Origin of the sequence: Qipengyuania aestuarii (genome assembly GCF_019711535.1) — a bacterium.
Lineage (GTDB): Bacteria > Pseudomonadota > Alphaproteobacteria > Sphingomonadales > Sphingomonadaceae > Qipengyuania > Qipengyuania aestuarii.
In genome coordinates this window covers 688,270-712,071 of sequence record NZ_JAIGNP010000001.1, presented here as the reverse complement: position 1 = coordinate 712,071, position 23,802 = coordinate 688,270, and the positions used below count along the sequence as shown (strand labels likewise).

Here is a 23,802-nt window from a genome sequence, read left to right as displayed (position 1 = left end):
GATCCTAATGATGAACGGCAGACAGGGAATTACGAGTCGAACACGGCCGAAAGGACTAACCAATGCCCAAACTCATCAAGACAATTTCAATCGCAATTGCCACCACTGGCCTTTCGCTGGGTATTCCGGCAGCGGCCGCAGTGCCTTCTCACTCCGCTCCGCAGGCTCATTCGATTGCGACGGGCGATATGGTTTATGAGCACGGCAAAAAGTGGAAACGGAACCGCGATTATCGGGGCGACCGTTATTATGGCGAACGCCGCCCCTATTACATGGGTTATGATCGCAATTGGGGGCAGCCCGTTCGCCGCGATACGCGGATATGGCGCGGGCGTGACGATCGCTATTATTGCCGCAAGGACGATGGCACTACCGGCCTGCTGGTCGGAGCAGGGGTGGGCGCGCTGATTGGCCACGAAGTTGCGGGCCGAAATGGCGATCGCACCTTGGGAGCCATCCTTGGCGGCGCAGCCGGCGCCTTGCTTGGCCGCACGATCGACCGATCCAGCACGCGCTGCGGCTGATTTGAACAAGCTTCAGGCTGTGCCCACCCGCAGCCTGGAGGCGACCTTCGGGTCGCAGTGGGCGTCGTCTGAACCCTTGCAAAAAGGGGCGGGCGGCGCCCTTTACCGTGGGCTATTTGTGGGCATCTTTCGACTTGCGGACCGGCTGGCTCGTATCTTTCAGGCCAATGCCGATGCTCGCCCGTGGCTGGTCCGTCTCGGTGCTTGCGACAGGATAAGCACAGTAATCCGCTGCATAGAAGGCGGCAGGGCGATGGTTGCCCGACAAGCCGATACCGCCAAACGGAGCCGCTGACGATGCTCCGTTGGTTGGCTTGTTCCAGTTGACGATTCCGGCCCGTATTTCTGCCCAGAAACGCTCGAAATCCTTCGGGTCACCACCGATAAGCGATGCCGAGAGACCATAACGGGTGTTATTGGCCTCTGCGATTGCGGCATCGAAGTCGGCCACCCTGATAACCTGCAAAAGGGGGCCGAACAGTTCCACGTCGGGGCGGTCGGAAATCGCGGTCACATCGATGATGCCGGGCGTGAGGAAAGGCAGATCTGTATTCGGCCGGGTCATCGCCAGAATATCCTCGCCGCCGCGTTCTAGTAGGGCCTCGCGGCTCTCGACCAGCAAATCGGCAGCTTGGTTGTCGATCACCGTGCCCATGAACGGCTGCGGATCGGCGAAAGGTTCGTCGACGAGCAGGCGCTCGGCCAGAGTTTTGACCGCAGGAACGATCTGATCGTAAAAGTTGTCCGGCACGATCAAGCGGCGGGCAGCGGTGCAGCGCTGGCCCGCCGTTGTGAAGGCAGATTGGATGATGGTGACTGCCGCGTCTTCGATCTTGGGGGTCTCGAGCATCACGATGGGATTGTTGCCGCCCATCTCTAGCGCAACGATCTTGCTCGGATCGCCAGCAAGCTTCTTGTTGATCGCAATCCCGGCCGGGGCCGATCCGGTGAACAAGAGCCCGTCGATCGACGGATGGGCGACCAGCGCTTTACCGATATCGGCTCCGCCATGCACGCATTGAACGACGTCCTCCGGAATTCCAGCCTCATGGAAGAGCTTGGTCAGGAATTCGCCGACCGCCGGGGTCTTCTCGCTGGGTTTGAAGACGACGACATTGCCGGCAATCAGGGCAGGGACGATGTGGCCGTTCGGCAGATGTGCCGGGAAATTATACGGGCCGAGGACGGCCATCACGCCGTGGGGCTTATGGCGCAGACCGGCGCTTCCCTGAAGTGCGCTATCCAGTTTTTTCTGGCCGGTGCGCTCGGCAAAGGCGGTAATCGAAATCTCGACCTTGTTCTTTACGGCTTCGACTTCGGTGCGCGCTTCCCACAACGGCTTACCGGTCTCGCGAGCGATCAATTCGGCGAACGGATCTGCATGCTTCAGCACTTCGTTGGCGAACCGGCGGACCAGTTCCATGCGCCTCGCCGTGGATTCGCGGGCCCAACCGGTCTTGGCTGAAAGCGCCCGTTCCATCGCGCGGTCGACATTGCCGACCTTGCCGCGCCAGATCTGGTTGCCGGTTGCCGGCTCGGTCGAAATCATCATGTCTGACACTGGAATACCTTGTCCTTGAACCCGTTATCTTAGTTGCAACGGCCTATGTGCCTTAGGGAAGGCGCCGTCAAATCGCGAACGCTAGCCATTTCCTGCCGGTTCCGGAGCAGGACCATGCGCATCTCCCATCCTGCGAATGTGGTCCACCTTATCGTGCAGCGGCTGCCAATCGTCGCGCTGATCTATGGCAGACCAGATTGCCTCGACCTCTTCGATCAGCATGCTTTCGGCTGTGCTTTCCGACCAGTAAGGGTGATCGTTTTCTACTTCTACCGCGCGATAGCGTGACAGAATTTCACCAAGCTCTCCCTCAGCGTTGCGGCCACCGCGATGGCGATGGAAAAACGCGTCCGGTTGGTCGCCACTTGCCGACAATTTCGCTTCGCAGGCTCCTACCAGTCTGCCGTCTTCTTCCGCGCCGCGGCTTTCGACGCCAAGACGCCAGCACCAGCGTTTGCCGACTGCAGCCATGTAGAGCGGACCAAACCGCTCCATTGCAGCAATCAGTGGCGGCGCGTCTGCAATCAGGCGCAGCGCAATGGCAAGCTGGCCGCAATTCCAGTGCAGCGCTTCGGGCTGGCGGCCAAATGCGTAAAGGCCGCCGTGATCGAAATAGGCGGCGGTGAATTTGGGATCCCATTTGGGCAGGAAGCGCCAGGGCCCGTAGTCGAAACTTTCGCCGGAAATATTCATGTTGTCGGTATTGAGGACGCCGTGAACAAATCCGGCGACCATCCAACTGGCAGCAAGGTCGGCGAGGCGTTCGACTACCAAATGCATCAGCTGCACGGCAGGCTGCTCGCTTCCCGGTGCTTCAGAAGGCGGCGGCGGGCCTGGAAACTCTGTGAGGCAGTAATCCACCAGCGCTTTCATGTTCTCGCTGTCCTCGAGTGTGAGCAAGCGCTGGAAAGTGCCGATGCGGATATGGCCGTGACTTAGCCTTGTCATGACGGCCGAACGGGTGGGCGAAGGCTCGTCTCCGCGCACCAGCTCTTCGCCGGTTTCGACGATGCTTAAAGTTTTCGAGGTGTTGACGCCGAGCGCTTCCAGCATTTCGGTTGCCAGAATTTCCCGCACGCCGCCTTTCAGTGTCAATCGTCCGTCACCGGCGCGGCTCCACGGCGTCTGTCCCGAGCCCTTGGTGCCAAGATCGAGCAGACGGCCCTCTCCATCGCGCATCTGAGCGAACAGAAAGCCGCGTCCGTCGCCAAGATCAGGGTTGTACACGCGAAACTGGTGGCCGTGGTAGCGCAGGGCGAGGGGCGTAGCCAGGTTTTCCGCCAGTGGCTGAAACTTCCCGAAGTGCCCCAGCCAGTCCTTTTCCGAAAGCTGGTCCAATCCGACCGCCTGCGCCCAGCGGTCGTTGCGAAACCGCAGGATCGTCTCTGGGAACGCAGCCGGGGCGACTTCATCCGCGAGCCATTCGGCGAGGGGGGAAATGGGTGTTTCGGGGCGATAGGGGGCTGGGCCGGGTGCGCTGGGCATGTCACTGGGATGGGCATCGGACAGGCTCCATGCAAGTCGTCTCTCGAAATTTGCGCAAAGCCGCGCTACCGGAGCGCTCATGGAAAGCGATTATAGCGAACGCAGCTGGCGGAGCCCCGATGGGCTGGAGCTGTACTTCCGTGACTATCCCGCGGGCGATACTGGCAAGACCGCAGTCCTCTGTCTGCATGGGCTCACCCGAAACAGCCGCGATTTCGAAAGCCTCGCGCCGCATATCGCGGCCAAAGGACACCGGGTGATCGTGCCTGACATGCGCGGCCGCGGACAGAGCGCCTATGCCGAGGATAGCGCAACCTATGCGGTGACCAACTACATCTCGGATGTCACGGCACTTCTGGCGCAGGAGGAAGTGGGCAAATTCATTTCCATCGGGACTTCGATGGGCGGGATCATGACCATGTTGATGGCCCAGTTCGCGCCCGAAAAAATTGCCGGTGCGGTGCTCAACGATATCGGCCCGGTAGTCGATGCGCAGGGTATGGAAGGTATCCGGACCTATCTGGGCAAGGGAGGCAGCTTCCCGACCTGGATGCACGCGGCCCGGAGCCTGGAGGAAGTGCATGGGGGATCGCACCCATCTTTCGATACGAACGACTGGCTGGGCATGGCGAAAAGAACCATGACCTTGTGCAACAACGGCCGCATCGCGTTCGATTACGACATGAAGATCGCAGATCCCTTCAACGATGCGGGCCAGAATGCCGTGCCACCCGATCTGTGGCCAGGGTTCGAAGCGCTGGCCGACAAGCCGCTGGTTCTGGTTCGCGGCGCATTATCCACCTTGCTGAGTACGGATACTCTGTCCGAGATGCAGCGCCGCGCACCCGATGCCGATACGGTGATCGTGCCCGATGCCGGCCACGCCCCTACTCTCGATGAACCTGAAGTGCGTAGCGCGATTGATGCGCTGCTCGCCAGCGTCGGATGAGCGCTCCGACAGGCGAGTTGCCGCCCCATCTACTTCACGTCCTCCCCAACGCCCATTCGGTCGAATTGATCGGCGCATTCGGCGGGAAGCTGCGCCATACGCTTGTCACTCCCGACGGGGCCTTGCCGGAAGGCTTGCGGGCGAGCTCCTACATCAAGCCCGCGAATGACTTCCCTGCTCTCAACGGCATGAAACTGCCAGGGCGCATGCAGAAACTGGCGCGGGCGATGACCCCCTTCGACCTGGTTTTGACCCATGGACCGGACGCGCTCGATGTCGCCATGGCGCACACCATGTTCAAGGATGTGATGAACCTTCCCGCACTCATTCATCATGAGGATGAGCCAGATGCGAAGCGCAGCATGAAGCTGACGTGGTATCGGCGCATTGCGCTTGGCAAATCGGCGGGTATCGTCGTGCCGGGTGAACGGCTGGAAGAAGCCGCGCTGGTCGACTGGCAGCAGCCGATTGGCCGGGTGAAACGGATCAGCCCGGGCATCGATACCAAGGCTTTCGCCAAAAAGCCCAAGCGCGACGGTTTCCGGCTGATCAAGCATGCCGGCGAGATGTGGGTCGGAGCATGGCCCGAGGACACGGACGCAGAGGGCCTGACGATGCTCTTGCGCGCATTCGCCGAGATGGCGCCAGAATGGCAGCTGATCATTCTGGGTGAAGATATCCGTACCAATGCGGTCGATACGGAGATCGACCGACTGGAACTGGTCGATCGGGTCTATTTTCTGGGAATACCTCGCGAAACGAGCAGGGTCGTCGGTCTTTTCGATATCTTCGTGCAGACCGAGCCTGCCCGGGTGTTTCCTCTTCATATGGCCGAAGCCATGGCAGCGGGCGTGCCGGTGTTGGCGGTGCGTGACGGGGAAGCGGAGCATCTTCTTGCGGAAGCCAATCGCGAATGGCTGTTCGATAAAGCGGCTCAAAGCACGTTGGCAGCCAATTTGCGCAGCTTTGCCGAGGACAAGCATCGGCGAAGCGCAATCGGCGAGGCGAACCGTCTGCGAGCGGTGCAAGAGCTGGACAAAGCAAAAACCACCGCCGCCTTCCGCCGTCTCTACGCCAGCGCGATGAAACGAGAGTTCTAGCCAGCTTTGCCTTTCATGTCGGGTTCACGCGGGCGGGGACAGGCAGGGGCGTGATTTGCCCTAGGCATTGCTCATTCGCGGCGGGGTGCCTAAAGACCCGCGCAACCGAATTTCAAGGACCGGAGACCGCGCCGCAGTGGCACGCACACCCAAGACCGAACTGAGCCGCGAAGAGAAACGGGCGAAAGCCGATGCGGCCGAACAGGAAGCTCTGATGCGCGAGGTGGACGATGCCGTCCGCCAAGGCGATCTCGAAAGCTTCATGGGCACTTATGGCAAGGCTCTTCTTGCAGTTGTCGTCCTCGGCCTCGCTGCCTTTGGCGGGTATCTTTACTGGCATAACCAGCAGGAAGCCGAGATCGAACGGTCCAGCGAACAGCTCGTCACCGTGATGGATCAGCTGGATGCCGGAAACATCGAAGCCACCGCCGGCCGTTTGGACGGCTTCGAAGGGTCCGGAACTCCCGCAGTAAGCGCAAAGATGCTTTCGGCCGGGATCGCGGCTGAGCAGGGCGATACTGCCAAGGCCGGGAAGCTGTTCGCAGAAGTGGCCGGCAACGAATCCGCTCCGCAGGCGCTCCGCGATCTTGCGACCGTGCGGCGCACCGCGACCCTCTTCGACACCATGAAGCCTGAAGACGTTATCGCGGCGATGAAGCCGCTTGCGGTCCCGGGCGAGCCTTTCTTTGCCAGCGCCGGTGAATTGCTGGCCCACGCCTATCTTGCGCAGAACAAGCGGAGCGAGGCGGGCGCCCTTTTCGCGCAAATCTCGCGTGACGAGAATACACCCGAATCGGCACGTGCCCGCATGTTGAACATGGCCGGTATCCTGGGTGTGGATGCGGTCGACGATGTTCAGGACCTGCTCGATACACAGCGGGTTAACGATCCCTCGCCCAGCGGCGAGTGACACGAAACGGAAATTTGATGAGCCAGACCATGACCAAGACCATTTTGCGCAGCGCGCTTCTATCAGCTGGCACGCTCGCCCTGGCGGCTTGCAGCGGCGGCCTGTTCGGCGGCGGTGACGGCAAGAAGACCACACCGACGCTTGGTGAACGCCAGCCGATCCTGTCGCGTATCGAAAGCGGTGCCAAGGTGGATCCGGCACTGGCTGGAACTGCTGTGGTGCTGCCCGCAGCGCAGACCAATGCCGCATGGGGCCAAGCAGGTGGCACCGCCAGCAAGAGTTACGGCCACCTGGCTCTCTCAGCGACGCCTACGCAGGCTTTCACGGCGCAGATCGCAGGCTCCAGCAACAAGCGCCGTCTTGGCGCTGCGCCCGTTGTCGGCGGCGGCAAGCTGTTCGCTGTAGGCACCGACGGTCAGGTCACGGCGTTCGATGCGCAGACCGGTGCCAGAGTGTGGAGCTATCAGGCCGATCTTACCGATGATATGCGCCCCTCGGCGTTCGGCGGCGGCGTGAGCTTCGACAACGGCAAGATCTATGGCACCGATGGCGCCGGCAATGTTTTTGCGCTCGACGCCAGTAATGGCGCGCAGCTCTGGAAAGTGAAGCCCGGCGGCCCTTTGCGCGGATCGCCGACCGTCGCTTTCGGAAATATCTTCGTGATGAGCCAGGACAATCAATTGTTCGCGCTCAATGCGGCCGACGGCAAGCTGGCGTGGCAGGAGTCCGGCTCCACTACCATGGCAGGCGTATTCGGTGTCGCCGCGCCGGCAGCCGGTAACGGTACGGTGGTCAGCGGTTACACTTCGGGCGAACTCGTGGCTTATCGCTATGAAAACGGCCGCAGCCTGTGGGCCGATGCCCTGGCGCGTACGTCGATTTCGACGCAGGTCGGCGCCTTGTCCGATATCGACGCCGATCCGATCATCGACAATGGTCAGGTCTTCGCACTGGGCCAGGGCGGCCGTATGGCGGCCTACGAGCTGGTCACCGGCCAGCGCCTGTGGGAACTCAACGTAGCCGGTATCAGCACGCCCGCGATTGCCGGTGACTGGATTTTCGCTCTCACCGATGATGCGCGTATGATGGCAATCGCCCGCAGCACCGGCAAGGTGCGCTGGCTGACCCAGCTTGCCCGTTTCGAAAACGAGGAAAAGAAGAAGAATCCGATCTTCTGGCAGGGACCGGTTCTCGCAGGTGGCAATCTGTGGGCGGTCAATTCGGACGGTGAAATCTGGACGGTCAGCACCGGTGAAGGCTCTGCTTCGCTTTACCGCGAACTGGGTGAGCCGATCAGTTTGCCCCCGGTTGTGGCCAACGGCACGCTGTACGTTCTGGACGACAGCGGCCGCATTACCGCTTTCAGATAGGACTGAGGCCGAGCGGGGTCAGCCGAGGGGCTGGCCCTCGTCGGTTTCATATACTCTGAAATCGCGGGATAATGGCGGATTGGCCGCCATGAATTCCTGAAACTCCGCCATGTGAGCCGAGCGGCCATGTGCATCGAGGGCGGCCTGATCGCGCCAGCGTTCGAACAGGATCAGCCTGTCGGGATCGGCGAGATCGCGCGCGAAAGCGTAATCGAGGCAGCCATCTTCTGCCCGGCTGGCGCGGACCATATCGACCAGCGCCTTCTGCATCGCTGCATCGAGTGTGCGGCCCAGTTGGATGGTACCGTTGATCTGGATCATACCGCGTAGTCCCTATTGGTTGGTTAGAAGCTGTATTTATAGACGCGGCTGATGTCGCCGTTCCACTCGCCGTTATAGCGGTCGAGCAGCACCTGCGCAGGAACCTTCCCGGTCGCCACGATCTCGTCGAGCGTTTCGAGGAAGCCGGTCTCGTTGTCTCCCGAAGAATTCAGGCGCGCGCGGGCAGCAAGGCCTGACCGGGCGATCGCGAGGACTTCTTTCGCGAGATCGCGCAGCTTGCCGCCGCCCGGTATGGCCGCGTCCAGCGCTTCCTGGGGGACGGCGTTGCGGAGCGTCTCACGCTCTTCCATCGTCCAGTCCTTGACCAGATCCCATGCCGCATCGAGCGCGGTTTGATCGTATAGCAGCCCGACCCAGAACGCGGGCAGGGCACAGATCCGGCTCCACGGGCCGCCATCGGCACCGCGCATTTCGAGGAAGCTTTTCAGGCGAACTTCCGGGAACGCGGTCGAAAGATGGTCCCACCAGTCGCTTTGCGTGGGTTTCTCGCCCGGCAGGACTTCGAGCTTGCCGTCCAGAAAATCGCGGAAGCTGAGGCCTGCCGCGTCGATATATTTGCCGTCCCGGAAGACGAAATACATGGGCACATCGAGCATATAATCGGCCCAGCGTTCGTAGCCGAAGCCATCTTCGAACACGAATGGCAGCATGCCCGTGCGGTGCGGATCGGTGTCCGACCAGATATGGCTGCGATAGGAAAGGTATCCGTTCGGCTTGCCCTCGGTGAAGGGGGAATTGGCAAACAGCGCTGTTGCCAGCGGTTGGAGGGCGAGGCCGGTGCGAAATTTCTGCACCATGTCCGCCTCGCTCGAATAGTCGAGATTGACTTGAATGGTGCAGGTACGCAGCATCATGTCGAGCCCGAGGCTGCCGACGCGCGGCATGTGCCGCTTCATTATGTCGTAGCGCCCCTTGGGCATCATCGGCAATTCTTCACGGGTCTTGTCGGGCCACATGCCAAGCCCGAGAAAGCCGACCTGGCAGTTCTCGCCCACCTTCTTGACTTGGTCGAGATGCCGCCCGGTCTCGGCGCATGTCTGGTGCAGGTTTTCCAGCGGCGCGCCCGAAAGCTCAAGCTGGCCGGCGGGTTCGAGGCTGACCGTGCCATCGTCGCCGCGCATGGCGATGACCTTACCGCCTTCTTCGACCGGCTCCCAGCCGAATTGCTGCAGGCTCATCAGGATGTCGCGGATGCCGCCGGGTTCGTCATAGGACGGGGCGCGGTGGTCACTCCGGTGAAAGACCAGCTTCTCGTGCTCGGTTCCGATTCGCCATGCCTCTTTCGGCTTTTCGCCCCCTCGCATCGGCGCAACCAGCTGGTCGCGGCTTTCGATTATCGGATCGTCCTTGGCAGAGGTGTCGCGCGTGCTCATAGCGCTCGCGTTAGGCAAGCCGACCTTGCGAGGAAAGCAATTTATTCCTCCCCGATCCAGTCCCCCGCTTCGGCCATCCATACGGCTATTCCGGCCAGCGCAGCCGTTTCCCCGCGCAGGATGCGGGGCCCCAAGCTGATTGTGCGGGCCGACGGATGGGCGCGGATCGCCGCGCGTTCCTGATCGGTGAAGCCTCCTTCCGGCCCGGTCAGCAGGGCGGCAGGTCCATCGGCATAGCAGAATGCGTCTGCGGCCGCTTCGCCGCCTTCCTCATCGGCGAAAAACAGGATGCGGTCCTGCGGCCAGTCGCGCAGCAGCGCGTCGAGCTTCTTCGGCTCGGTAACGTCCGGCAGGGCGGTGCGGGCGCATTGTTCGGCTGCTTCGGTGACGATCGTGTTCGCCCGTTCGGGATTGAGCTTGTCGGCCACGCAGCGACTGGTGACAACCGGCTGGATGCGCGCGACGCCGAGTTCGGTCGCCTTCTCCAGAACCAGGTCGAACCGGTCCTTCTTGAGCAAGGCAGCGCAGAGCCAGAAATCGGGCACTTCCTCGCGCGCGCGCAGCTTCTCCCGCGGGGCCAGCGTAACGTGACGTTTGCCTGCGTCGATCACCTCGGCGGCCCATTCGCCGGTCCGGTTGTCGCACAGGATCACCGTGTCGCCCGGTGCGATCCGCATCACCTTGCCCAGATAATGCGCCTGATTTCCCTCGACCCGGATTTCGCTCGCGTCAGAGAGGGTTTCATCGACGAACAGGCGGGGGGCACTCTTGGGCGGCCAGGCGGGTGTTGCAGACATGACGGCGCTCCTAGCCGACATGGGCATAGGCGCGAAAGCGTGAATGCTGCCTTCGATACGGTAGCCAGAGCTAACCTGCATCACCGAAGCGGGGATGACGGGGCGGGGCGGGAGCGCTAGGAGCCGTGCGATGTCCGAACCCGCCGCTCCGAACGATATCGTCCCCGACACCGAGCATCGCGGGCTGACGGCCCGCCTGCCGCAGCGCCCGCGCGATCTTGCCCAGCTGGCGCGCTTCGATCGCCCGATCGGCTGGTGGCTGCTGTTCTGGCCCTGCGTCTGGGGTGTCTGGCTTGCCGGGGCCGGGTGGCAACTGGCGTTGCTCGGCTGGATGCTGTTGGGCAGCATCGCCATGCGCGGAGCGGGCTGCGTCTATAACGACATCGTCGATGCCAAGCTCGACCGTCAGGTCGCGCGTACCGCCAGCCGACCGGTGGCCAGCGGACGGGTATCGAAAAAACTGGCATGGGGATGGCTTCTCGCCCTGAGTTTCGTGGGGCTGATCGTACTGCTGCAATTGCGGTTCGAAGCGCAAATGGTTGCGCTGGCGAGCCTCCTGCTTGTGGCCGCCTATCCCTTCATGAAGCGGATTACCTGGTGGCCGCAAGCCTGGCTCGGGCTTGTGTTCACCTGGGGACTGCTGGTCGGCTGGACCCAGCTGCGCACGGATAATCTCGATGCGCTTGCGGCCATGTATGCTGGCGCGGCCCTGTGGGTGATCGGTTACGATACTATCTACGCCCTGCAGGACCGCGAGGACGATGCGCTTGTGGGCATCCGCTCTTCCGCGTTGAGATTGGGCGGCCATGTGAGGGGCGGGGTCGCTCTCTTCTATACGGGCGCAGTGGCGCTGTGGGCACTGGCCTTCTGGCTCTACCGCGCGGACTGGGTGGCGCTGCTCGCGCTCATCCCGGCGGCTGGCCATCTGGCGTGGCAGGTCGCGACGCTAGATAGCGGCGATCCGGCCAATCCGCTAGAACGCTTTCGCTCCAACCGGTGGACGGGTGCCCTGGTCGCCGCCGCCTGCTTCGTGGTGGGAAATGCCTGATGTGCAATCTCTACCGCATGACCAAGAACAAGAACGAGGTCGCCGCCTGGTTCGATGCTGTAAACGACCTTGGCGGCGCAAACACCGCTGATGAAGTCTTTCCCGGCTATCCGGGGGCAGTGGTTGCCGATGGCCGGCTGATGCAGATGAGCTGGGGTTTCCCGCTGGTGCTGAAGGGCAAGAGCGGTCAACCACTGAAGCCCAAGCCGGTCAACAATGCGCGGACCGACAAGCTCGACAGCGCTTTCTGGCGCGCCAGTTTCGAGCAGCGTCGCTGCCTGATCCCGGTAACCGCATGGGCGGAAGCCGAAGGGCCGAGCGGTGGCAAGACGCGTAGCTGGCTCAGCCGCCCGGATGCTGAGCTGTTTGCGGTTGCGGGCATCTGGCGAGATACCGATGAATGGGGAAAGTGCTATTCCATGGTGATGACCGATGCCTGCGGCGTGGCGGCACAATGCCACACCCGCATGCCCATATTGCTGCAGAGGGCGGACCACGGGCACTGGACCGGGGGTACGCCGGACGAGGCCCATGCCCTGTGCCGGCCATGGGAAGGCGAGCTTGCGCTGGATCGAACGCCTGAGCCATGGTCCGGCCGGGGCCAGATGGGATTGCTCTGACATGCGGATTGCCCTTTTCGAACCGGAAATCGCGGGCAATGTCGGTGCCGTCATGCGCCTTGGTGCGTGCATGGGCGCGGGCATCGACCTGATCGAGCCGCTCGGCTTTCCGTGGGACGACAAACGGGTGCGCCGCGCCGCGATGGATTATATCGACCACGTGGAAGTGGTCCGACATTCATCCTTCGAGGCGTTTAGAGAGGCCCGGCAGGCTAGCCGCCTCGTGCTTTTCACCACGCGCGCCACGCAATCGTCCTATGCTTTCGATTATCGGGCGGATGACATCTTGCTTTTCGGCAAGGAAAGCGCCGGGGTCACCGACGATGTGCGCGCATCGGTCGACGCGAGTGTGCGCCTCCCGATGCGGCCGCAGGTGCGCTCGCTCAATCTCGCGACGAGCGCGGCAATCGCCCTGACCGAGGCCTTGCGGCAGACCGGGACCCTTCCGGCCTAGCATTTCGCTGAGGCTTTTTGGCGGAAGAAGCCGCAAACAAGGGGCAGCGCAGGACGATGTCATTCATAGCTGACCACCTCGAATTCAATGCCGTCCCAATCGAAGAAATAGAACCGCCTGCCCGGCTCGTAATCATCGTGGCCGAATGGTTCGAGACCATGCCGTTTGACTATGGCTTCCGCGGCATCGAGATCGGATACGGTGAAAGCCAGGTGGTTGAGCGGGTTGCCTTTGGTGTACCCTCCCGAAACGTGATCGCCAGTATATAGCGCAATGTAGTCATGTTCTGCCCCGACATGGACCGAACGGCCGTATTTCATGGAAGGACCGCGCCACCGCTCCTTCCAGCCGAGCATATCCATCAACAAAGCGGCGCTGCGTTCGGGATCGGTTACCGAGATATTGGCATGTTCGAGGCGTCCGGTAGGCATTGTGCATCTCCTTTGATTTGCGCCGTGCCCCTTCCGAGTAAAGAGGCTGCGACGAAAGCGATGCACAACTCTATGCAACCTCAAGCTCACTTGAGGTCAAGCATGAATGAATCTATCAGCGTGATTGATGAAAGCGAACGACCTTCTGCCCATTGGCGAACTCGCCCGCCGCACCGGGCTCTCTGTGTCTGCGATTAGATATTACGAGGAAAAGGGGCTTGTCGAAGCGCTGCGTACGCGCGGTAATCAGCGCCGCTTTCTGCGGAGCGACATCCGGCGCTTGAGCTTTATCCTAATCGCCCAGCAACTCGGCCTGTCGCTCGGTGAAATCGAGGAATCCCTGGCCGCGCTGCCGCAGGGGCGCACGCCCAATGCAGCCGACTGGAAAAACATCAGCGGAGAGATCCGCCGCCGGATCGATGCGCGGATCGCTTCGCTCGAGAAAATGCGGGAGGATCTGGACGGTTGTATCGGCTGCGGCTGCCTGTCGCTGAAAAAATGCGCGCTCTACAATCCGCAGGACGAATGGGGAAAGACGGGCAGCGGGCCGCGGGTCTTGCGACCTGCCAGCATAGCGGCCGACTTATCGCATGATCGGAAGTGAATTGACGTCAGCATTGAAATCCCGCCCGTTTCTCTGGTTCGTCCTCGCCCTGCCGGGGCTGTGGATCGTGTGGCGCTGGGTCTTCACGCCCGATGCTTATGGCTATGGCCATGCGATCGGCGATACGGGCGACTGGGCCGCATGGCTGCTGCTGGTGACCTTGGCGGTTACTCCGGTTCGCCTGCTTTTCCGCAAGCGCAAATGGGCGCAGTGGCTGATGAAACGCCGCCGCGATCTGGGCGTGGCAAGCTTCGGCTATGCGCTGATGCATACCGTGATCTATCTCTGGAAGAAGGGTTCGGCAGAACTGGTTCTGGCCGAACTGGATCAGCGGTTCATCGTGGTGGGCTGGCTCGCCTTCGCGCTGTTTCTACCGCTGGCGCTGACTTCGAACGATGCCTCGATGAGGGCGCTGAAACGCAGGTGGAAGACCTTGCACCGGCTGGTCTATCCTGCTGCCGTGCTGACCTTCCTGCATTGGGTCTGGTCGGCATTCGACCCGACCACGGCCTGGATCCACGTGGGTATCCTGGCCGCGATCGAGGGTCTCAGAGTGCTGTTGCAGCTACGTCAGAGAGTGACGTAGTTGCGGAAACGGGCAACTTCCGCTTCGTCGACATATTTGCCGATTTCGCGGTTGAATTCGTTCATGTCTTCATAGGGTCGATATTCCATGAACTCATGCTCCATCTTCTCGGTCATGCCGGGGATAAGCTTGATGTCTTCTTCGCTGCCGGTGTTGAGATTGACCGGAACGAACAGCGTTTCGCGCAGTGTCGCAGCCTGATCTTCGCCAAGCGTTTCCATGAGGACGGTGTTGAACGCGGTGACGTTTTCATAGGGCTGGCCGGCCACGATGGCTGCGGCGAGCTCGGGGGTCACGCCGTCCATTGCGGCAAGCTGCTCTTCGGTAACGGTGTTGGCATCCATCACCGTGGTTGCGGCGGTGGTTTCCGCCGTGTCGGCAGCAGGTGCTTCAGCGGTCGCGGTTTCGTCGGTCGCTTCGTCATTCGCGCCCGAACATGCCGCAAGGGCCAGCGCCGAACCGGCAAGGACGGTGAAAGTCAGTTTACGCATTGTCATTCCTCTTATTGCGAAGGGCTCGCATTAGCAGGTTCAAGGCGTATTGAAAGGGAAGTCTTTGCTCTGCCCATGCGCCTTCAGAATTCGGGGCCGAGTTCGGGATCGAGATCGCGCGGCCGGGCGAAATGGACCAGTTTCCCGCACCCTTCGCGCAGCTGCGACCAGTCATCGATGTCCAGTTCGAACACGGCGAAACTCGCGGTGGGGAATTTGACCTTCGCCTCGTCGAACAGCGCGTTTTCGTTTTTAGGGGCCACGAGTTCGAACACCATGTCGCCGAAGCCGGGATTATGGCCCGCTACCAGAAGCGATCCGGCGTCATTGGCGGTTTCGCTGATGACGTCCATGATGGTTTCGGTGCCGGCAAGATAGAGGCGGTCGTCCCATTCGGCCGCCGGTCCGATCGCTGCCTGTTCCAGCGTGGTCTTCACCCGCTTCGCAGGACTTGCCACTAGCCTGTCCCACTTTATGCCATGATCGCGGATATGCTGGCCGATCAGTTCCGCGCCCTTGCAGCCGCGCTTGTTCAGGCCGCGGTCGAAATCGCGCTTGTCGCTCTGGCCCCAGTCGGACTTGGCATGCCGCAACAACCCGAGGACTTTCACGATTCTTCCTTTTCCGCTGGAGCCGTGTCGGCATCGGCATTGTCTCCAACACCGTTCGTCACTCGCTGTAAAGCTTCCGCAAGCGTCAGGCGTATGATCGGCGTACCCTCGGGGAAGGCCGACAGCAGGCGGCTGGGGAAGGCGGGGGACAGGACCACGAAATGCCCCGAATCCTCGCGGCTGCGGATCAGGCGGCCGAAAGCCTGTGCAAGCCGCGCCCGAATGATGCGGTCGTCATAGCGCTGCGCCCCGCCGGCCTCTTCCGCCGCGGCGGCCCGGCGCGCGCGGTGAAGGATGGTGGGGCGGGGCCACGGCACGCTTTCCATCACGACGCAGCGCAGGCTGCGGCCGGGCACGTCCACCCCGTCGCGCAGGGCATCGGTGCCGAGCAGGCTGGCGCGCGCATCGTCGCGGAAGATGTCCGTCAGCGTGCCGGTGTCGATCGGGTCGACATGCTGGGCATAGAGCGGCAGTCCCGCGCGCGCCAAGCGGTCGGCGATACGGCCATAGACCGCCCGCATCCGGCGGATCGCGGTGAACAGCCCCAGCACGCCGCCGTCACAGGCTTCGATCAGCCGGGCATAGGCACCCGCAAGTGCCGGAATGTCGCCCCGCTTGATATCGGTGACGATCAGCACTTCGGCGCGGCCCGCATAATCGAACGGGCTGTCCGCCTGCGCCGTCTTGGGCATGAGTTCGAGATGCGGCGCGCCGCTCTTGGCGATCGCATGCGGCCAGTCGGGCCCGGTTTCGTCGCGGTCGGTCAGCGTGGCGCTCGTCAGCATGACGCCATGCGCGGGTTCCAGCACGACCTTGGCGAATGGCTTCATCGGGTCGAGCCAGTGGCGATAGAGACCCACATCGAATTCGCGGGCATCGTTGCGGTCGACCGCAAGCCAGTCCACGAATTCGGGATCTGCCGGCCCTCCCAGCCGCCCCAACAGCGCTTCCCACGCGGCGATCAGATCGATGCGCCAGCTGAGCGAATGCCGCGCACCTTCGATCCGCGCCCGCCCCTGACCATCGAGCCAGTCGGGCGCGTCCTCCAGCACGGCTTCCAGCCGCCCGGCCAGCTTGAGCAGGGGCGTGCGAAGCTGCGCCAGTGCCTGCGCGGCAGTGCCCGCAGCCTCGACCAGTTCGCCGGGAAGCTGCGAGGTTTCGGTCTCGATTCCGTAGCCCGCTTCCTGCCCGCTCTCATCGCGCGCATAGGTGGTGGCGCGAACCTGGGCGAGCAGCGCCTCGAGCGGCCCCGAAGGCGAGCTTTCCGCCAGCCGGCCGAGCCAGCCATCGGAAGGCAGGGCCTCGGCGGCCTCGACGGCAGCCTCCACCGCTTCTCCGCCAGCCTCGTCATAGCTCGCAACATCGGCCAGACGCGCTGCCAGACCGCGCCGCCGGCCGCGCGAGTTGCGCTCCGGCCCGATGATCCAGCGTCTGAGTTCGATCGCCTCCTGCCCGGTCAGCGCGGCCGAGAATGTGCTGTCGGCGGCATCGAACACGTGATGCCCTTCGTCGAACACGATGCGGGTAGGGCGGCTGGCTAGATCGCGCCCGCGCGCCGCGTTGACCATCACCAGCGCATGGTTGGCGATCACCAGGTCGGCCTGCGCCGCATTGCGCGCGCTGCGCTCGATGAAACACTTCCGGTAATGCGGGCAGCCCGCATAGACGCATTCGCCGCGCTGGTCGGTCAGCGCCGCGATCCCGCGCTTGCGGAACAGCGTGCCTAGCCAGCCGGGAAGATCCCCACCGATCATGTCGCCGTCCTGCGAATAGGCGGCCCAGCGCGCCACCAGATGGGCCAGGATCGCCGGGCGCCCGGCAAAGCCGCCCTGCAGCGCATCTTCCAGATTGAGCAGGCAGAGGTAGTTCTCGCGCCCCTTGCGCACCACCACGGGCGGCGAGCCATCCGGCCGGCGGGCAGGCCAGGCCCGCGTGCTTTCGCGGCGCAGCTGGCGCTGGAGGTTCTTGGTATAGGTGCTGACCCAGACGGTCCCGCCCGAGGCGCTCGCCCAGAGCGAGGCGGGGGCGAGATAGCCCAGCGTCTTGCCGATCCCCGTGCCCGCCTGCGCCAGCAGGACATGCGGGCGTTTCTGCCGGTCGCGCGGGGAGAAGACATGCCCCGCACCGCGCGCGAACAGCCGCTGACCTTCGCGCCGTTCCGCGCCTTCTCCGGTCAGCCGTTCGAGATGCGCCTCGATCTCCGGTTCCTCGATCAGAACCTGCGAGGGCTGGGGGCGTTCGGGCGTTTCTTCCCATTCGGGCAGCCGCGTGAAGAGCCATTTTTCCGCCCGCTCCGGCTTGCGGACATGCGGGGCGAGCACATTGGCCCAGGGCCAGCGCAGCCGGGTGAGCGATTGCAGGGTGGACCACGCCCCCTCGCGCTCCGCCCAGTCCTCGCTTTCGCAGGTGGCGATCAAGGCGCCGGCCGCCTTCTGCAGCAGCAGCGGCACCGCCGCATCGTCGGCGGGTTCTTCCAGCCCCAGCGCATGGGCCAGCCCCTTGGGCGTCGGCACGCAGAATTTCGCTGGATGGACGAAGGCGAACAGTTCGAGCAGATCGAGCCCCGAAAGGTCGGGATAGCCCAGCCGGCTCGCCACCAACGGCGCGTTCAGCAGCAGCAGCGGCGTGTCCGCAGCCGCCATCACTGCTTCGCCCTTGGAACAGCCGCGCGTCGATCCGTTGGCGTCCCGCAGCCAGGTCCCGGCATGGCTGGCGTGAAGGGAAGGGAGGGGCAGCGACTGGCTCACAGCTGCGCGTTAGAACACAAACGGAACGGGGAGCAAGGCCCGTACCCGGCGAAGTTTCTTTCGCACTTGCAGCATAATTGTTGATCCCATAGCCTTGGCCCATGCCTCAGTGGATAAACGAACATCTCGCTTTCCTCCCCTGGTGGGTCGCCGTCGGCCTCGTGGCGCTGGTCACCATCGCTGCCGCGGTCCTGGTCCATGCCGCGGCTTTCGGCCTGCTCCGCCGCTTTGCCCGGTCGAGTGAGAGCCGGTCCGACAATATCGTGGTGAGGAAGCTGGCCCAACCCAGCCGCTGGGCGATGATCATACTGGCGCTGGTCGCGGTTTCGTCGATCTTTCCCGTGCTGCACGAAATCTGGGACCGGATCGGCGGGGTGGTCATGCCGCTTTTCATCGGCTGGATGGTGCTGGCGATCCTTCACGCGCTGGTTGAAGTCGCTATCCTGCGGAATGACGATTCCATGGCCGACAATCGCCGTGCGCGCCGCCGCCGTACCAAGCTCGCGCTGTTCAATCGCATCGCCACCTTTATCATCGTTTTCGTCGTGATCGGCCTGATGCTGCTGGCGATCCCGGGGGTGCGCGACATCGGCGTGACACTGGTGGCTTCCGCCGGCCTTGCGGGTCTCGCAGTCGGCGCGGCAGCGCAGCCGGCGCTCAAATCGCTGATTGCCGGAGTGCAGATGGCGCTGACCGAGCCGGTGATCGTGGGCGATGCCGTGATAATCGCAGGCGAATGGGGCTGGATCGAGGAAATCCGCACGACCTATGTCGTGGTCAAGGTGTGGGACGAACGGCGGCTGGTGGTGCCGACTTCCAAATTTCTCGACGAGACGTTCCAGAACTGGACCAAGACCACGGCGCAGCTGATGGGCACGATCATGCTTTATGTCGATCCGGTCACCCGGCTCGATCCGATCCGGACCAAGTTCGAGGAGCTGGTCGAAAGCAATGCCCGCTGGGATGGGCGGGTGAAGCACATGCAGGTCACCGAGCTGACGCGCGACGCGATCGAGGTCCGCTTCCTCGTCACGGCCAAGGATTCCCCGACGCTTTACGACCTGCGCTGCGATATCCGCGAAGCGCTGATACAGTGGCTGGCGGCGGAAATGCCCGAAGCCATCGTACGCAGTCGCCTGGCCCCGGTCGCCCCGCTGGATATTACGGGCTTTCCCTCAGGCGAAGCACTGCAGCAGATGGCGCGGTAAGCGACTCCCCCTCCTCAGCTCTCGATCAGCCGCTCCAGCCATTCGCCCAAAAGCGCTCTTTCAGCTGGGGACAGCGCTTCCGCATTGTCGAGATGGGCGCGCAGGGCGATGGCGTGAGGCACCGGGCCGGATACTTGCGAAGCTGCCCTCTCATCCACGATCGCAGCAATCGCCGCGCCACGGGTCAGGGCAAGCATCTTCTCGTCCCGTTCCTCGGGCGGCAAGGCCAGAAAGGTGGTCACGATGCCGACTGCGGACGCATGGACGAGTGCGACGGCCCGCTCTTCCGCGATGCGAAGCCGGCCAGCCTGCGCGATCTGCGCCACGCGGCGGCGCAGCGCCGCCATCCCGGCCAGCGACGCAGGCGACTGCGCCAGGGGCGAACCGATCTCGTTCATGATCGCGAATACCTCCGGATTCTCGAGGCCGAAGGCGACATAGCGGCTCCACCCCCGTCGCAGCTCCTCGACCGGATCGGGATGCGGCTGATCGGCTTCCTTTTCCGCCACGAACCGCGCCAGCCTGTCTTGCGCCACGGCGTCGAGCAGCCCGCGCTTGTCGCCGAATATGCGGTAGAGCGTGGGCGGCTGGATCGCCGCTTTCGCCGCGACCGCACGCGTCGTCAGCGCAGCGGTTCCGCCGCTTGCGATCAGCTCGGCAGCAGCATCGAGTACTGCGCGCCTTGTGTCGGTATCGGTGTCGGTGGCTTCGTCCATCGTCATGACCAATCAATATCGACGATACGGGAACAATGATAGCGCCGATTGCGTATTGCTGTTATCACTGATAACTGAAAAGCGATATCACTGGAAGGAATTCAGACATGATTTTGGTCACAGGCGCCAATGGCCATCTTGGCCGCGCAATCGTCGAACATCTTTCGCAGCGCACAGCGCCGGCGCAGATCATTGCCGCTTCGCGCGAGCCTGGGTCACTCTCGCCGCCCGATGGCGTCGCGGTGCGGCGCGCGGATTTCGCCGATCCGGCCAGTCTGCCCGAGGCTTTTGCCGGGATGGAGCGGATCGAGATCGTCTCGGTCGACAAGCTCGGAGAGGAAGCGCGCAGATTGCACCGCAATGCGATCGTCGCGGCCAGCCGCGCAGGCGTCGAACGTATCTTCTACACCTCCCATGCCGGCGCGCGCGAGGGATCGCCCTTTCCGCCCGCCGACCAGCACGCCAGGAGCGAAGCGGATCTCGAGGCGAGCGGCACGCCGTTCACGGCGCTGCGGCATGGCTTCTATGCCGAGAGCTGTCTCCAGATGATCGGCGAGGATCTGAAGGGTAACGAATTGCGCGTGCCCGAGGATGGCCCGGTTTGTTGGACCGCCCGCGATGACTTGGCGCAGGCGGACGCGGCACTCCTCGCAGGCGAGGCGACTTTCGACGGGGCGACCCCGCCGCTCACGGCATCGCGCGCCTGGACCATGGCCGAGATTGCCGAGCTCGCCTCGCAGATCACCGGCCGCCAGATTCGCCACACCGTCGTGTCGGACGCGGAATGGAAAGCGGCGAAGGTCGCTTCGGGCGTGCCCGAGAACTACGCCGAAATGCTGCTGGGCACCTTCCGCGCCTCTCGCCGGGGTGATTTCAGCACGGTGGACCCGGCGCTTGAAACCCTGCTCGGCCGCAAACCCACACCGCTGCGCGACGTGCTCGCGGCCGCGTTGGCTCCGGCGCCCCAAACCAATCACGAATAAAGGAATTGCCAATGCTTACGACAGACAACGCCATCGCCAATTCGGGCACCTTCGCCTTGGGCCACCGCACCGTCCACCGGATGGGCTACGGCGCGATGCAGCTTGCCGGACCGCATGTTTTCGGCCCGCCGAAGGACCGCGAGGGCGCGATCGCCGTGCTACGCGAAGCACTCGCGCTCGGCATCGACCATATCGACACGAGCGATTTCTACGGCCCGCATCATACCAATCGCGTGATCCGCGAAGCGCTCGCCCCTTTTCCGGAAGGGCTGACGATCGTGACCAAGCTCGGCGCACGCCGCGATGACGAAGGCGCTTGGCTCCCGGCGATGGAGCCACAGGAACTGATCGATGCGGTCGAAAGCAATTGCGACAATCTCGGGATCGAGCGGATCGAGATTGCGAACCTGCGGCTGATGTTCGGCGAAGGCGACGCGGGGCCCACTCCCGGGGATGTGAGGCCGATGCTCGAACCCCTCATCGCGCTGAAGGATCGTGGCCGGATCGGCGCGCTGGGGATCAGTAACGCTTTGCCCGAACAGGTTGAGGCGGCGCGCTCCATGACCGAGATCGTCTGCGTGCAGAACATGTATAATCTCGCCAATCGCGGCGACGATGATCTGATCGATCACCTCGCGGGTGAGGGGATCGCTTATGTCCCGTTCTTCCCGCTCGGCGGCTTCGATCCCCTGCAGTCGGATACGCTGGAAAGCGTGGCGAAAGATCTGGACGCAACGCCAATGCAGGTCGCGCTCGCCTGGCTGCTTCAGCGCTCGCCCAATATCCTGCTGATTCCCGGCACGAGCTCGGTAGACCACCTGCGTCAGAACGTCGCAGCAGCCAATTTGCATCTTCCTGAGGAAGCTGTGGCCACGCTGAACGGAATAGGGAAGTAGCCGCCTGCTTTCCGCCTAAAGTCGGCTTCCGGGCTCCGTGAAGTGCTCCTGTGAGACACTGAGAATCTCGCGCAAAGCGGCCCGGACGCCGATGTTCGAAGTGATGCGGCGCGCTGGCTGCCGTACGGCCCTGACCCGCACCTATCTACTTTCCTACACGCATAGGCCCGACTAGCAACGAGCGCATGAATCGGCCCGCATCCCATTCTTCGAGCACCACTTCGGGGAGCTTCTCAACCGCCACCGATTTTTCCCTCTGGACCGTGCTCCATGTGCTCCATCCTGTAGGATTTGCCGAGAGGGAATCCGACATTTGGCACTTGCAACCACGGCGGCCAGCGGCAAGAGGGTGCGCATGAGCATGACCGATCTTATCGAAGCCGCCCGCGTGTCCAAGGCCTGGCCGTTCCAGGAGGCGCAGCGGCTGCTCAAACGCTATCCGAGCGGGGCCAAGCCCGACGGATCGCCGGTCGTCTTCGAGACCGGTTATGGCCCCAGCGGCCTGCCGCATATCGGCACTTTCCAGGAAGTGCTGCGCACCACGCTGGTCCGCCGTGCCTTCGAGGCGATGATCGGCGCGAAGCCTGAAGACGGCAAGACACGCCTGATCGCCTTCAGCGACGATATGGATGGCCTGCGCAAGGTGCCCGACAATGTGCCGAACCAGGCGCTGTTGCAGGACAACCTGCACCTGCCGCTATCGCGCGTACCCAACCCCTTTGACACCGAATACGACAGCTTCGCCGCGCACAACAATGCGCAGCTACGCGCCTTTCTCGACCAGTTCGGCTTCCAGTACGAGTTCATCGCGGCGAGCGACCGCTATAATTCCGGCGCCTTCGACGAAGCGCTGCGCCAGGTCTTGCGGACCAATGACGCGATCCTCGACATCATGCTGCCGACCCTGCGCGAGGAACGGCGCAAGACCTATTCGCCGGTCCTCCCGGTGAGCCCGCAGACGGGCCGCGTGTTGCAGGTGCCGGTCGAGGTCGTCGATGCGGAAGCCGGGACCATCCGCTTTACCGACGAGGATGGCACGGTGGTCGAGCAATCCGCGCTGGGCGGCATGTCCAAGCTGCAGTGGAAGGTCGACTGGGCAATGCGCTGGTACGCGCTGGGCGTCGATTACGAGATGTATGGCAAGGATCTGACCGACAGCGGCGTGCAGTCGGGCAAGATCGTGCAGGCGCTGGGCGGCCGCAAGCCCGAAGGGCTGATCTACGAGCTGTTCCTCGACGAGAAGGGTGAGAAGATCTCCAAGTCGAAGGGCAACGGTCTGACCATCGAGCAATGGCTAGATTACGGCAGCGAGGAGAGCCTGGGCTTCTACATCTTCCCCAATCCCAAGAGCGCCAAGCAGCTGCATGTGGGCGTGATCCCGCGGGCGGTGGACGATTACTGGCAGTTCCGCGAGCGGCTGGCCGAGCAGGAGCTCGACAAGCAGCTGGGCAATCCGGTGTGGCATCTGGCCCGCGCGAATGGCGGGTTCGAGGCGGCGGAAGCGCCCGGAGCGGGCGACAGCCTGCCGGTGACCTATGGCCTGCTGCTCAACCTTGCCAGCGTGCTGGGCGCGGAAGCCAGCGAGGAATCGCTGCGCGACTATCTCGAAAGCTACATCGGGGCGGGCCGGATCACGCCCGAACTCGACACGCTGATCGGCACGGCGGTGGCCTATACGCGCGACTACATCGTGCCGACCCTCTCGAAGCGCGCGCCGACGGCGAACGAGGCGGAGGCGCTCAAGGCGCTCGATGCCTATCTCGCCGACGCCCCCGCCGATACGAGCGCGGAGGATCTGCAAACGCAGGTGTACGAGATCGGCAAGCGCGAGGAATACGGTTTCGAGAACCTGCGCGACTGGTTCAAGGCGCTTTACCAGACGCTGCTCGGCAGCGATCAGGGGCCGCGCATGGGCAGCTTCATTGCGCTGTACGGGATCGAAAACAGCCGCAAGCTCATCGCCGAGGCGCTGGCGCGCGGCTGACGCCCCCGATCG

At 63.2% G+C, this 23,802-nt stretch carries 24 protein-coding genes; 14 read left to right on the top strand and 10 right to left on the bottom strand.

What is annotated here, in order from left to right:
- Positions 1–62: 62 nt before the first annotated feature.
- Positions 63–524 (top strand): glycine zipper 2TM domain-containing protein, encoded by a 462-nt coding sequence (locus K3175_RS03555; RefSeq protein ID WP_221541966.1) that lies wholly within the window; start codon positions 63–65, stop codon positions 522–524.
- 112 nt (positions 525–636) lie between these two features.
- On the opposite strand, the gene astD is transcribed toward K3175_RS03555, so the two are convergent.
- A complete protein-coding gene (astD, locus tag K3175_RS03550; RefSeq protein WP_221541965.1) occupies positions 637–2,085 on the bottom strand; it encodes a succinylglutamate-semialdehyde dehydrogenase in 1,449 nt (482 codons plus the stop codon).
- 81 nt (positions 2,086–2,166) lie between these two features.
- Positions 2,167–3,570: a protein adenylyltransferase SelO family protein gene (locus K3175_RS03545; RefSeq protein WP_221541964.1), complete on the bottom strand. Its 1,404-nt coding sequence runs from the start codon at positions 3,568–3,570 to the stop codon at positions 2,167–2,169.
- A gap of 79 nt (positions 3,571–3,649) precedes the next feature.
- On the opposite strand from K3175_RS03545, the gene K3175_RS03540 reads away from it, so the two are divergent.
- The 4 genes from K3175_RS03540 to K3175_RS03525 all read left to right on the top strand — a co-directional run bounded on the left by K3175_RS03540 (position 3,650) and on the right by K3175_RS03525 (position 7,899).
- Entirely contained in the window at positions 3,650–4,519 is an 870-nt protein-coding gene (locus K3175_RS03540; protein ID WP_221541963.1) for an alpha/beta fold hydrolase, read from the top strand.
- Positions 4,516–5,619 (top strand): glycosyltransferase family 4 protein, encoded by a 1,104-nt coding sequence (locus K3175_RS03535; RefSeq protein WP_221541962.1) that lies wholly within the window; start codon positions 4,516–4,518, stop codon positions 5,617–5,619. Before K3175_RS03540 ends, K3175_RS03535 begins: the two co-directional genes overlap by 4 nt.
- A 136-nt stretch (positions 5,620–5,755) precedes the next feature.
- Entirely contained in the window at positions 5,756–6,529 is a 774-nt protein-coding gene (locus K3175_RS03530; RefSeq protein WP_221541961.1) for a tetratricopeptide repeat protein, read from the top strand.
- Between the two features lie 17 nt (positions 6,530–6,546).
- Positions 6,547–7,899, top strand: a complete 1,353-nt coding sequence (locus K3175_RS03525; protein ID WP_247710637.1) for an outer membrane protein assembly factor BamB family protein — start codon at positions 6,547–6,549, stop codon at positions 7,897–7,899.
- Positions 7,900–7,917: 18 nt separating this feature from the next.
- Here K3175_RS03525 and K3175_RS03520 read toward each other — a convergent pair whose 3' ends face one another.
- From K3175_RS03520 to K3175_RS03510, 3 genes are read right to left on the bottom strand one after another with little or no spacing between them, the layout of a single operon-like run.
- A complete protein-coding gene (locus K3175_RS03520; protein ID WP_221541960.1) occupies positions 7,918–8,220 on the bottom strand; it encodes a putative quinol monooxygenase in 303 nt (100 codons plus the stop codon).
- Between the two features lie 23 nt (positions 8,221–8,243).
- On the bottom strand, positions 8,244–9,614 hold the full coding sequence (locus K3175_RS03515) for a glutamate--cysteine ligase (RefSeq protein WP_221541959.1): 1,371 nt from the start codon (positions 9,612–9,614) through the stop codon (positions 8,244–8,246).
- Positions 9,615–9,655: 41 nt separating this feature from the next.
- Positions 9,656–10,411, bottom strand: coding sequence for a 16S rRNA (uracil(1498)-N(3))-methyltransferase (locus tag K3175_RS03510; protein ID WP_221541958.1), 756 nt, complete (start codon positions 10,409–10,411; stop codon positions 9,656–9,658).
- A gap of 130 nt (positions 10,412–10,541) precedes the next feature.
- Here K3175_RS03510 and ubiA point away from each other — a divergent pair, with 130 nt between their 5' ends.
- From ubiA to K3175_RS03495, 3 genes are read left to right on the top strand one after another with little or no spacing between them, the layout of a single operon-like run.
- Positions 10,542–11,459, top strand: coding sequence for a 4-hydroxybenzoate octaprenyltransferase (gene ubiA / locus K3175_RS03505; protein ID WP_221541957.1), 918 nt, complete (start codon positions 10,542–10,544; stop codon positions 11,457–11,459).
- Positions 11,459–12,079 carry an SOS response-associated peptidase gene (locus K3175_RS03500; RefSeq protein ID WP_221541956.1) on the top strand — a complete coding sequence of 207 codons (621 nt, stop codon included), beginning with the start codon at positions 11,459–11,461 and terminating at the stop codon, positions 12,077–12,079. Before ubiA ends, K3175_RS03500 begins: the two co-directional genes overlap by 1 nt.
- 1 nt (position 12,080) lies before the next feature.
- Positions 12,081–12,533, top strand: coding sequence for a tRNA (cytidine(34)-2'-O)-methyltransferase (locus tag K3175_RS03495; protein ID WP_221541955.1), 453 nt, complete (start codon positions 12,081–12,083; stop codon positions 12,531–12,533).
- A 59-nt stretch (positions 12,534–12,592) separates the two neighbouring features.
- Here the strand turns inward: K3175_RS03495 and K3175_RS03490 are convergent, their stop codons facing one another.
- Positions 12,593–12,964, bottom strand: coding sequence for a VOC family protein (locus K3175_RS03490; RefSeq protein ID WP_221541954.1), 372 nt, complete (start codon positions 12,962–12,964; stop codon positions 12,593–12,595).
- Positions 12,965–13,091: 127 nt separating this feature from the next.
- Between K3175_RS03490 and soxR the strand changes: the two genes are divergently transcribed.
- Both soxR and K3175_RS03480 read left to right on the top strand, forming a co-directional pair.
- Positions 13,092–13,568, top strand: a complete 477-nt coding sequence (gene soxR / locus K3175_RS03485; protein ID WP_221541953.1) for a redox-sensitive transcriptional activator SoxR — start codon at positions 13,092–13,094, stop codon at positions 13,566–13,568.
- A gap of 13 nt (positions 13,569–13,581) precedes the next feature.
- The gene (locus K3175_RS03480) at positions 13,582–14,154 is read left to right on the top strand and encodes a protein-methionine-sulfoxide reductase heme-binding subunit MsrQ (protein WP_247710636.1); all 573 of its coding nucleotides are present in this window, start codon (positions 13,582–13,584) and stop codon (positions 14,152–14,154) included.
- Here the strand turns inward: K3175_RS03480 and K3175_RS03475 are convergent.
- From K3175_RS03475 to K3175_RS03465, 3 genes are all read right to left on the bottom strand, one after another.
- Positions 14,139–14,645 (bottom strand): ComEA family DNA-binding protein, encoded by a 507-nt coding sequence (locus tag K3175_RS03475; RefSeq protein WP_221541951.1) that lies wholly within the window; start codon positions 14,643–14,645, stop codon positions 14,139–14,141. The genes K3175_RS03480 and K3175_RS03475 overlap by 16 nt on opposite strands.
- An 83-nt stretch (positions 14,646–14,728) precedes the next feature.
- A complete protein-coding gene (locus K3175_RS03470) occupies positions 14,729–15,256 on the bottom strand; it encodes a SixA phosphatase family protein (protein ID WP_221541950.1) in 528 nt (175 codons plus the stop codon).
- A complete protein-coding gene (locus K3175_RS03465; protein WP_221541949.1) occupies positions 15,253–18,003 on the bottom strand; it encodes an ATP-dependent DNA helicase in 2,751 nt (916 codons plus the stop codon). Before K3175_RS03465 ends, K3175_RS03470 begins: the two co-directional genes overlap by 4 nt.
- Before the next feature lie 101 nt (positions 18,004–18,104).
- On the opposite strand from K3175_RS03465, the gene K3175_RS03460 reads away from it, so the two are divergent.
- A complete protein-coding gene (locus tag K3175_RS03460) occupies positions 18,105–19,211 on the top strand; it encodes a mechanosensitive ion channel family protein (protein ID WP_221541948.1) in 1,107 nt (368 codons plus the stop codon).
- A gap of 14 nt (positions 19,212–19,225) precedes the next feature.
- Here the strand turns inward: K3175_RS03460 and K3175_RS03455 are convergent, their stop codons facing one another.
- On the bottom strand, positions 19,226–19,933 hold the full coding sequence (locus K3175_RS03455) for a TetR/AcrR family transcriptional regulator (RefSeq protein ID WP_221541947.1): 708 nt from the start codon (positions 19,931–19,933) through the stop codon (positions 19,226–19,228).
- Positions 19,934–20,034: 101 nt separating this feature from the next.
- On the opposite strand from K3175_RS03455, the gene K3175_RS03450 reads away from it, so the two are divergent.
- From K3175_RS03450 to K3175_RS03440, 3 genes are all read left to right on the top strand, one after another.
- Positions 20,035–20,910 (top strand): NmrA family NAD(P)-binding protein, encoded by an 876-nt coding sequence (locus K3175_RS03450; RefSeq protein ID WP_221541946.1) that lies wholly within the window; start codon positions 20,035–20,037, stop codon positions 20,908–20,910.
- Between the two features lie 11 nt (positions 20,911–20,921).
- Complete coding sequence (locus tag K3175_RS03445; RefSeq protein WP_221541945.1) at positions 20,922–21,806, top strand: oxidoreductase; 885 nt, start codon at positions 20,922–20,924, stop codon at positions 21,804–21,806.
- A gap of 355 nt (positions 21,807–22,161) precedes the next feature.
- Positions 22,162–23,790: a lysine--tRNA ligase gene (locus tag K3175_RS03440; protein ID WP_221541944.1), complete on the top strand. Its 1,629-nt coding sequence runs from the start codon at positions 22,162–22,164 to the stop codon at positions 23,788–23,790.
- Positions 23,791–23,802 lie beyond the last annotated feature (12 nt).

Coding starts and splice junctions, on each gene's coding strand:
- K3175_RS03450 (WP_221541946.1), top strand. CDS start 20,035: ATGATTTTGGTCACAGGCGCCAATGGCCATCTTGGCCGCGCAATCGTC.
- K3175_RS03460 (WP_221541948.1), top strand. CDS start 18,105: ATGCCTCAGTGGATAAACGAACATCTCGCTTTCCTCCCCTGGTGGGTC.
- K3175_RS03440 (WP_221541944.1), top strand. CDS start 22,162: ATGAGCATGACCGATCTTATCGAAGCCGCCCGCGTGTCCAAGGCCTGG.
- K3175_RS03525 (WP_247710637.1), top strand. CDS start 6,547: ATGAGCCAGACCATGACCAAGACCATTTTGCGCAGCGCGCTTCTATCA.
- K3175_RS03545 (WP_221541964.1), bottom strand. CDS start 3,570: ATGCCCAGCGCACCCGGCCCAGCCCCCTATCGCCCCGAAACACCCATT.
- K3175_RS03520 (WP_221541960.1), bottom strand. CDS start 8,220: ATGATCCAGATCAACGGTACCATCCAACTGGGCCGCACACTCGATGCA.
- K3175_RS03500 (WP_221541956.1), top strand. CDS start 11,459: ATGTGCAATCTCTACCGCATGACCAAGAACAAGAACGAGGTCGCCGCC.
- K3175_RS03510 (WP_221541958.1), bottom strand. CDS start 10,411: ATGTCTGCAACACCCGCCTGGCCGCCCAAGAGTGCCCCCCGCCTGTTC.
- K3175_RS03475 (WP_221541951.1), bottom strand. CDS start 14,645: ATGCGTAAACTGACTTTCACCGTCCTTGCCGGTTCGGCGCTGGCCCTT.
- K3175_RS03455 (WP_221541947.1), bottom strand. CDS start 19,933: ATGACGATGGACGAAGCCACCGACACCGATACCGACACAAGGCGCGCA.
- K3175_RS03515 (WP_221541959.1), bottom strand. CDS start 9,614: ATGAGCACGCGCGACACCTCTGCCAAGGACGATCCGATAATCGAAAGC.
- K3175_RS03445 (WP_221541945.1), top strand. CDS start 20,922: ATGCTTACGACAGACAACGCCATCGCCAATTCGGGCACCTTCGCCTTG.
- K3175_RS03490 (WP_221541954.1), bottom strand. CDS start 12,964: ATGCCTACCGGACGCCTCGAACATGCCAATATCTCGGTAACCGATCCC.
- ubiA (WP_221541957.1), top strand. CDS start 10,542: ATGTCCGAACCCGCCGCTCCGAACGATATCGTCCCCGACACCGAGCAT.
- K3175_RS03540 (WP_221541963.1), top strand. CDS start 3,650: ATGGAAAGCGATTATAGCGAACGCAGCTGGCGGAGCCCCGATGGGCTG.
- K3175_RS03535 (WP_221541962.1), top strand. CDS start 4,516: ATGAGCGCTCCGACAGGCGAGTTGCCGCCCCATCTACTTCACGTCCTC.
- soxR (WP_221541953.1), top strand. CDS start 13,092: ATGAAAGCGAACGACCTTCTGCCCATTGGCGAACTCGCCCGCCGCACC.
- K3175_RS03555 (WP_221541966.1), top strand. CDS start 63: ATGCCCAAACTCATCAAGACAATTTCAATCGCAATTGCCACCACTGGC.
- K3175_RS03495 (WP_221541955.1), top strand. CDS start 12,081: ATGCGGATTGCCCTTTTCGAACCGGAAATCGCGGGCAATGTCGGTGCC.